Origin of the sequence: Kurthia sp. Dielmo, assembly GCF_000307285.2 — a bacterium.
GTDB lineage: Bacteria > Bacillota > Bacilli > Bacillales_A > Planococcaceae > Kurthia > Kurthia populi.
Genome location: NZ_HE578960.1, coordinates 245,446 through 252,401, shown reverse-complemented (window position 1 = coordinate 252,401; position 6,956 = coordinate 245,446). Strand labels below are relative to the sequence as shown.

The window sequence follows — 6,956 nt, the reverse complement described above, 5'->3', positions numbered from 1 at the left end:
AGGGGGCGTTTTTACACGTATGTCTCGGCCTCTTTATTTTTCTGTTCATAAATCCCTCAATATGTAATAATTGGAATATATATAATTGTAAAGGAGGCTTTTCTGAATGACGTGGATTACGTATACCAAACCTCTGTGGCTTGGGTTACTATTGTTGACTGTGCTAAGTAATATCTGGCTCTATCAATTTGGCACACATATTATGCCAACGGATTCAAATGGCGTCGTTTTAGGCTCGCTCATTGATTTATTAATTGTCGCCCCACTTATGTTGATGCTATACCGCAATCGATTTTCGTGGAAGCAAGCAATTTTATTTTCGGCAATCGGCTGTGTTTTTGTACGTTTTTTGATTCCAGGGCATCTACTCGCGCCCTATGCGACAATTACATGGGTAGGCATTGCGATAGAGGGAAGTTTAGTGGTCATTGAGCTTTTTCTCCTCATTCGGTTTATCACGTATTTCCCGCGTATTATAGCCTATGTAAAAACTAGCTCGCTGCCGATACTTTTCGCCTTCAGTAATGCACTCGATAAGCATGTACGAAAAAACCCGATAATTCATGTGCTATGCTCAGAATTATTAATGCTCTATTATGCCTTTGCAAGCTGGAAAAAGCCCATTCCACACGGCATTACACTACACAAAAAATCGAGTTTTGTTGCCTTTCAGCTAATGATGATTCATGCGATTGTTATTGAAACGATTGGCATTCATTACTGGTTGCACGAAAAGGCGCCGATTATCTCACTGATTCTGCTAGCATTTAATATATACTCGGTGCTATTCTTTATTGCAGACTTACAAGTAATGCGCCTGACTCCTTCCGTTATGCGAGGGCAAACAGTCTATCTCTCACTTGGTCTTATGAAGCGTGCCAAAATTGATGTCGCGATGATTGAAGAAATCATTGAGGATGATGCTCTTCTACAGCGTAAGAAAACAAAAGATACGGTCGAATTTATTACCCGCGATTTTGAAAAGGTCTACCCAGATATAGTATTAAAAATGCGCGAACCACAAAAAGTGACGCTCGCAATGGGTTTTGAAAAGCACTATCACTATGTCGCAATTAAAACCGATGATCCGCACGCATTTAAAGCACAGCTATTGCATGCAAAAGAAAAACTACTCGCACAGAACTGACATCTGAAAGTGAGCATTCGTTTATCAACATGTACTTATCACCCTAATCGAATGCTTCATGCTGGCGTTATAGCGGGCTGCCTTTAGAGGACATGCTCATAATAACGCCTTTTTTGTTTACTTCATGCGCCTTTATCTTATCTATCGCTCTTTCACATAACGAATAAATGGATTATTTCACTAACTGCCACGCTTGTTCCTTTTGCATTGTATGACTATACTCGTTTTTTACCCATGAAAAAGCACCTCCAAAAATGGATCAGATCCCTTTGAAAGTGTCTTTTTATAGTGTCTCAGATCTTCAATTATAATAGCGCAAGTAAGTCGTCTAAATCCTGTTCCTCTGTAGCCCAGCTTGTCGCAAAACGAACGACTGTATGTGTATCATCAAAGGGCTCCCAAACGCTAAATTTCGCTTTTTCAGAAAGTGCCTGCATCGCGCTATTTTCTAAAATAACGAATTGCTGATTCGTTGGTGATTCAAAGAAAAATTGATAGCCTTTTTCGCGTAATTTAGCCTTTAATTTTTCCGCTAAACGAATAGCATGTGCTGAAATATCCATATATAAGTCATTGGTAAACAATACATCAAATTGAATACCTAGCATACGCCCCTTTGCTAATAGTGCACCATTTTGTTTGATGGTTGTGAAGAAATGCTTAATGCGATTGGCCTTCGTCACAACAACAGCTTCGCCAAACATCGCACCAACCTTCGTGCCACCAATATAAAAGACATCACAGTTTTTAGCGATAACCGGTAATGTCACATCGGTATCCACTGCCGCTAAGCCGTAGCCTAGTCGCGCGCCATCTAAGAATAATGGTAAATCATATTCGTGGCATACATCATGAATCGCTTCAAGCTCCGCCTTTGAATACAAGGTACCGTATTCTGTTGGGTGCGATACATAGACCATACCGGGCTGTGGCATATGTGTGTGGCTTGCATCGGCTAAAAAGGCTTGCATATATGCGGTAATGCCTACTGCGGTTAGCTTGCCATCTACCTGTGGAATTGTTAAGACTTTATGTCCGCCCGCCTCAATAGCACCTGCTTCATGTGTGCTAATATGGCCTGTATCTGCAGCAATTACGCCCTCAGAAGTATGTAAAATCGAATTAATGACCGTCGCATTTGCTTGTGTACCGCCGACTAAAAAGCGTACTTCCCCTGCTGGACATTCACAGGCCGCCAAGATTTTTTGCGCGGCACTTTCTGTATAAGGGTCCTGGCCATAGCCCGATGTTTTCTCCATATTGGTTTCCATTAATTTTTCTAAAATGCGTGGATGCGCACCTTCTAAATAATCACATTCAAAATTCAACATTATTCTGTCACACCTTTTCTTCTAGCACAGATTGAATATTGTGCATACTTTTATTACGGAAGCTTTTAGACTCCTCTCTATTGTATTCCTATCCTAGCCAATTAGCTGATAAAGTTAACCAATTAATTAAAAAAATTCAGCAATGTAAGAATAGCTCATCAACGCTCACATCTATTTTACTAGCTGAAGTCAGCACTACCTAGAGTGGGTGAACAACACGCGGGAGCGTTCGATTCCAACGCATAAAAAAACGAGCACCCTATAAAAGGAATGCACGTTTTTCTATTCGACTACTGATACCGCCTCTTTAGCATGTGCTTGTGATGGTACGCACGCTAGCGCAATGGCCGCAAATACGAGTAAACATCGCTAACTTAGTTATATGAAAAATTTCATCAATAATTAGAAAGAATGATTGCTGCCATACTCACGACAGCATAAAGCAGCCACCATTTCCACGATTTTCCGCCAAATACTTTCGTGTAATTTAAAAGAATAATTCCTAAAATAAGCACGAAAAACATCCGCAATGATTTGATGATATCAACTGCCTCTAAAAAATTCACGAGGACAATGCCTAGTACAATCACAATCATTGCACCGTACATTATGTTTTTAAACGCATCACTATTCTCCAATTTACCAGTCATTATCGGTATAAAACAAAGTACAACTAACCCGAATGTGCTGTACCACAAAAAAGTAATCATGTATTGCTCCTTCTAAAATTACATTATAATATTTTCTAATAGTGAGATGTAGCAAAATGTCACGGCGCATTTCTTTCCTATTCGTCCTCTTCCACATACTCTAAAATATCCCCTGGCTGGCAATCAAGCGCCTTGCAAATGGCGTTTAGCGTTGAAAAACGAACCGCCTTTACTTTACCTGTTTTTAAATTAGATAAATTAACAACGGATATGTCTACAAGCTCCGCCAATTTACTAAGCTGCATTTTGCGATCTGCCAGCATACGGTCTAACCGAATAATAATCATACGTTCACTTCCTATACTGTTGCATCATACTCTTGTTGTAAGAATGCACCATATTTAAAGATTCGTCCAATAATCCATAAGATGATGCCACCAAATAACAAGCTCCAATGAATGCCAATAAACTCATAAGACACTCCTTGAATTGCCTCTGATTGCTGTAATGACGCTGTCAGATGAAACATTTTATCGAAGCTATAAGCCATCAACGCTTGGATAGTCGTGATTAACAAACTTAGCACGATAAAGCTATAGCCAATCCATTCAATAAAGCGACTGTTTTTCACAGTGAAAATAGCACCTGATTTTAAGGATTTCAAAAGTTTTCTAATGAAAAATACGATGATCCCTCCTATAAATGTGTATACCCACATCATGCCGAATAGCATTAAAAAGGTCTCTTTACTAAATGTTGCTTGCTCAATTAATTGTGGGCTTATTTCTAGATTAATGCCATAAAAATGAATCGCTGCCTGTACATCGCCAAGCTGAAGAAAGCGTTGTACCGTTTCCTCAGAAATGATGCTAAGCGCAATAAACGCACCTGCTAGTATAACAACTACCACCATAAAACCAATCCATACAAATGTTGTGATAATGTACATAGCTGTTAAAAATTGCTGAAATCTCTTTTCCATTTCCCTCTCCCCTTCCTTTAATTCCATTATAAGGCAAAATTAACGTAAAGCAACATATTTTTAATGTTTATCATTAAATAAATAATGCATTAAGTTAAAATTAAGTGTGTTTATGATCAAAACATATTCTCATTTTTATTATCATATCAGCAGTCAATTTATCAGAAATGGCAGAAGAACTTCAAGCCTTTCTTATAAAATTCCGCGTCTAATGAGAAAAGCAGGAAGCACATTTTATTTTGCGCTTCCTGCTTTTTTTATTTTTTCACAATAACCTGAACAACCTTACAAAGTCCCTTATGACCGACACCTTCATGACGTGTAACCTCTACGCAGTCAAAATGCAGTACTTCATATTGTTGTGCCCAATCACGTAATGTCTCTTCGGCATACAAGTAATCTATATTCGGCGGGCCTCCTGTTTTATATGCGAGCTGCGCCTCCTCATACACTTCCATAAGAAAAATGCCGCCTGGCTTCAGTGAAGTCATTATTTGTTCAAGCACATGTAGCTGCTGGTCCTTCGCAAAATGCCCAAAAATCATCACCGCCCCGTCATACTGCTCTGGCTCAAGTGCATCATTTAGTAAATCATGATGCTTCGTCTCCACTACGGTATCAAACTGCGCGGCAAGCTCCGTTGTTTTCCGAAGACCTTCCTCGGCATAATCATAGGCCGTCACCTGATGCCCCTTTGTCGCTAGAAAAACGGCATTTCGTCCCTCTCCCTCTGCATAGCAGGCCACATGTGGCGATTGCTCAAATACCGTATACTGCTGCGCTAAAAAGGCATTCGGTTTTGTGCCATAAAAATACCGGTCATGTTTATAGCGGTCATCCCATCGATTCATATCTATCACTCCTCTCCTCATATATATCGCAAAAAAGGCATATGTGCAATAAAAGACTGTATAGACTACTTTGTTAGGAAGCAAAAAATGCGGGTATACATTAAAAAACAGGGGTTCCGTCATTCGTACGGAGCCCCTATTTTTCGAAAGGAATGATAAAAATGTCTGTATATAAACAACTGCTTGGCGATCGTTTTGAACGAATGCATCCAAAATTACAGCACCGCTATGCCACAAATGCCGGCGATGTCTTTCGCGCAAAAGGGGTTATGCATGAGATTTCACATGGCTCTGCGCTTCTTACTCCCTTTTATTATGCAGCGACTACGATGGATTTCCTCTTCCCAGAAGAGGGCCATGATATTCCATTTGATTTAGAACACCGCTGCATCCAAACGGGCGACGATTTATTTGATATTGACTGGCATCGCAACTTTTATTTCCCTGAGAAAACACGTCAATTCGATTCGATTACGCGCGTTGATTTAGCGACAAATCATGCCTATGACTTGCTCGGCAAACCGACGATGATGCGCTCTAATTTATTGCTTGATGTCACACGAGATGGGCATTTAATTACCCGTACAAACGCACAGCACTTACTAGGTCTTGTGCCACTACCCGGTTTTTTTAAAGGCAAGGCCATTGTCGAAGATGGCTATGATGACGAGCAACAATGCTACACGATTTACGCGACCGTTTATAATGAACTTCTTGGCACCATCATCATGTATGGCGGACATTTCAATGAAATTTAAATAATACGTTTCACATAGCACATGCATAAATGTCTTCGCGAGGCGCGATTTAATACATCCGGGTCACTACCTGTATAATGCGCAAACATCGTCACTGGACGAACCTGTGCAGGCACCGATAAATCATATTTTTCAAGTGCTGGTTCATCAAAATACAAGTGATGATACGTGTACGTTTGCACAAAACGCATTTTTTCGTACCATTTTTGGATTTTCGCATTATCGCGTGTCCATGCTTCTAAATATGTTAATTTCAAGGCTTTTGCCTGCTTCAGCGCGGCTTTGATTAACTCTTCGCCAATATGTCGGTGCTGATAATCTGGGTGCACCGCAATATGCCAAATCATGCCGCCAACCGTATCATGTGCCGTACAAATTGTCTGAGGCTCCGTTTCGTATTCAATATCAATCAAGCCCACTATTTGATTATTTTCAATTGCGACGAGCTCGATTGATGGGTTTTCATAATGCTCCTTTTTTTGCAGTACATTATCAAAATAAGCAGTATTTAAAAAGGCGAGCACCCGACAGCGCAACCAACCTTGCTCATCAGCATCCGTATATGGTCGAATCATCATCATAATCCCCTCACTTTTTGTTATGGTATCTTCAGTTTAGCTTGATTGAAGACGTTTGGCTATCGGAACATGTAAAAAAGAAGCCTCCGTAAAGAGACTTCTTTTTCATTCTAGTATTTTGCCGCATCTGATGATGGATGTAAAATACTTTCTACTTCCTCATCGGTCACATCAAATTCATAGAAGTTTTTATAATATGTTTTGATTTCTTCCTTCATATCGTAATCAAATACATCTGGGTGATTATGCTGTGCTAAGAATTTCAGCATAAGTGGTGCATCACCTGATGGTGGGAACCAACGATAAATACCAAGTGGCACTTTGTAGACATTGCCTTCTTTAACAGCCGCAACATCGCTCCAGTCTTGACCAGATACTTTATTTTCTAGTAAGTCCTCTGGTTGTGTCTGTGTGAAGTTTGTGATGTAAATAATATCTGGATTCCATTTATAAATTTGCTCCATATTTACTTCTTTCTGCCCTTGAGCACCTGAATCACCAGCAACATCAATACCCCCTGTTGCTTTCGTCCATTTCTCACTGAAGAAGTTTGCGCCGCCAACGACGATGGATTTATCATTATGTTGGAATAAGAATAATACTTTCGGCTTGTCTTTTTCTTTTACATCCGCTAATTTAGCATCGATTTCTTTTTGTAC

The 6,956-nt window shown here is 39.9% G+C and carries 9 protein-coding genes; 2 read left to right on the top strand and 7 right to left on the bottom strand.

What is annotated here, in order from left to right; all coding sequences use genetic code 11:
- Positions 1-106 precede the first annotated feature (106 nt).
- Positions 107-1,147 carry a beta-carotene 15,15'-monooxygenase gene (locus KTHG_RS14760; protein WP_139994668.1) on the top strand — a complete coding sequence of 347 codons (1,041 nt, stop codon included), beginning with the start codon at positions 107-109 and terminating at the stop codon, positions 1,145-1,147.
- A gap of 305 nt (positions 1,148-1,452) precedes the next feature.
- Here the strand turns inward: KTHG_RS14760 and KTHG_RS14755 are convergent, their stop codons facing one another.
- The 5 genes from KTHG_RS14755 to KTHG_RS14735 all read right to left on the bottom strand — a co-directional run bounded on the left by KTHG_RS14755 (position 1,453) and on the right by KTHG_RS14735 (position 4,961).
- Positions 1,453-2,478, bottom strand: coding sequence for a threonine aldolase family protein (locus KTHG_RS14755; protein ID WP_139994666.1), 1,026 nt, complete (start codon positions 2,476-2,478; stop codon positions 1,453-1,455).
- A 395-nt stretch (positions 2,479-2,873) separates the two neighbouring features.
- On the bottom strand, positions 2,874-3,188 hold the full coding sequence (locus tag KTHG_RS14750; RefSeq protein WP_126990445.1) for a hypothetical protein: 315 nt from the start codon (positions 3,186-3,188) through the stop codon (positions 2,874-2,876).
- Between the two features lie 77 nt (positions 3,189-3,265).
- Complete coding sequence (locus KTHG_RS14745; RefSeq protein ID WP_139994664.1) at positions 3,266-3,475, bottom strand: helix-turn-helix domain-containing protein; 210 nt, start codon at positions 3,473-3,475, stop codon at positions 3,266-3,268.
- A gap of 11 nt (positions 3,476-3,486) precedes the next feature.
- Positions 3,487-4,110: a DUF2975 domain-containing protein gene (locus KTHG_RS14740; RefSeq protein ID WP_186439631.1), complete on the bottom strand. Its 624-nt coding sequence runs from the start codon at positions 4,108-4,110 to the stop codon at positions 3,487-3,489.
- 257 nt (positions 4,111-4,367) lie between these two features.
- Complete coding sequence (locus tag KTHG_RS14735; protein ID WP_139994660.1) at positions 4,368-4,961, bottom strand: class I SAM-dependent methyltransferase; 594 nt, start codon at positions 4,959-4,961, stop codon at positions 4,368-4,370.
- 161 nt (positions 4,962-5,122) lie between these two features.
- On the opposite strand from KTHG_RS14735, the gene KTHG_RS14730 reads away from it, so the two are divergent.
- The gene (locus tag KTHG_RS14730; protein WP_139994657.1) at positions 5,123-5,719 is read left to right on the top strand and encodes a DUF4166 domain-containing protein; all 597 of its coding nucleotides are present in this window, start codon (positions 5,123-5,125) and stop codon (positions 5,717-5,719) included.
- Here the strand turns inward: KTHG_RS14730 and KTHG_RS14725 are convergent.
- The gene (locus KTHG_RS14725; RefSeq protein ID WP_126990450.1) at positions 5,716-6,297 is read right to left on the bottom strand and encodes a GNAT family N-acetyltransferase; all 582 of its coding nucleotides are present in this window, start codon (positions 6,295-6,297) and stop codon (positions 5,716-5,718) included. The genes KTHG_RS14730 and KTHG_RS14725 overlap by 4 nt on opposite strands.
- Positions 6,298-6,407: 110 nt before the next feature.
- A partial coding sequence (locus tag KTHG_RS14720) for an ABC transporter substrate-binding protein (RefSeq protein ID WP_145988287.1) occupies positions 6,408-6,956 on the bottom strand: 549 nt, incomplete at its 5' end.

What these genes read in the sequence shown, in the direction of transcription:
- KTHG_RS14740 (WP_186439631.1), bottom strand. Translation starts at nt 4,110, where the DNA reads ATGGAAAAGAGATTTCAGCAATTTTTAACAGCTATGTACATTATCACA.
- KTHG_RS14735 (WP_139994660.1), bottom strand. Translation starts at nt 4,961, where the DNA reads ATGAATCGATGGGATGACCGCTATAAACATGACCGGTATTTTTATGGC.
- KTHG_RS14725 (WP_126990450.1), bottom strand. Translation starts at nt 6,297, where the DNA reads ATGATGATTCGACCATATACGGATGCTGATGAGCAAGGTTGGTTGCGC.
- KTHG_RS14750 (WP_126990445.1), bottom strand. Translation starts at nt 3,188, where the DNA reads ATGATTACTTTTTTGTGGTACAGCACATTCGGGTTAGTTGTACTTTGT.
- KTHG_RS14745 (WP_139994664.1), bottom strand. Translation starts at nt 3,475, where the DNA reads ATGATTATTATTCGGTTAGACCGTATGCTGGCAGATCGCAAAATGCAG.
- KTHG_RS14760 (WP_139994668.1), top strand. Translation starts at nt 107, where the DNA reads ATGACGTGGATTACGTATACCAAACCTCTGTGGCTTGGGTTACTATTG.
- KTHG_RS14730 (WP_139994657.1), top strand. Translation starts at nt 5,123, where the DNA reads ATGTCTGTATATAAACAACTGCTTGGCGATCGTTTTGAACGAATGCAT.
- KTHG_RS14755 (WP_139994666.1), bottom strand. Translation starts at nt 2,478, where the DNA reads ATGTTGAATTTTGAATGTGATTATTTAGAAGGTGCGCATCCACGCATT.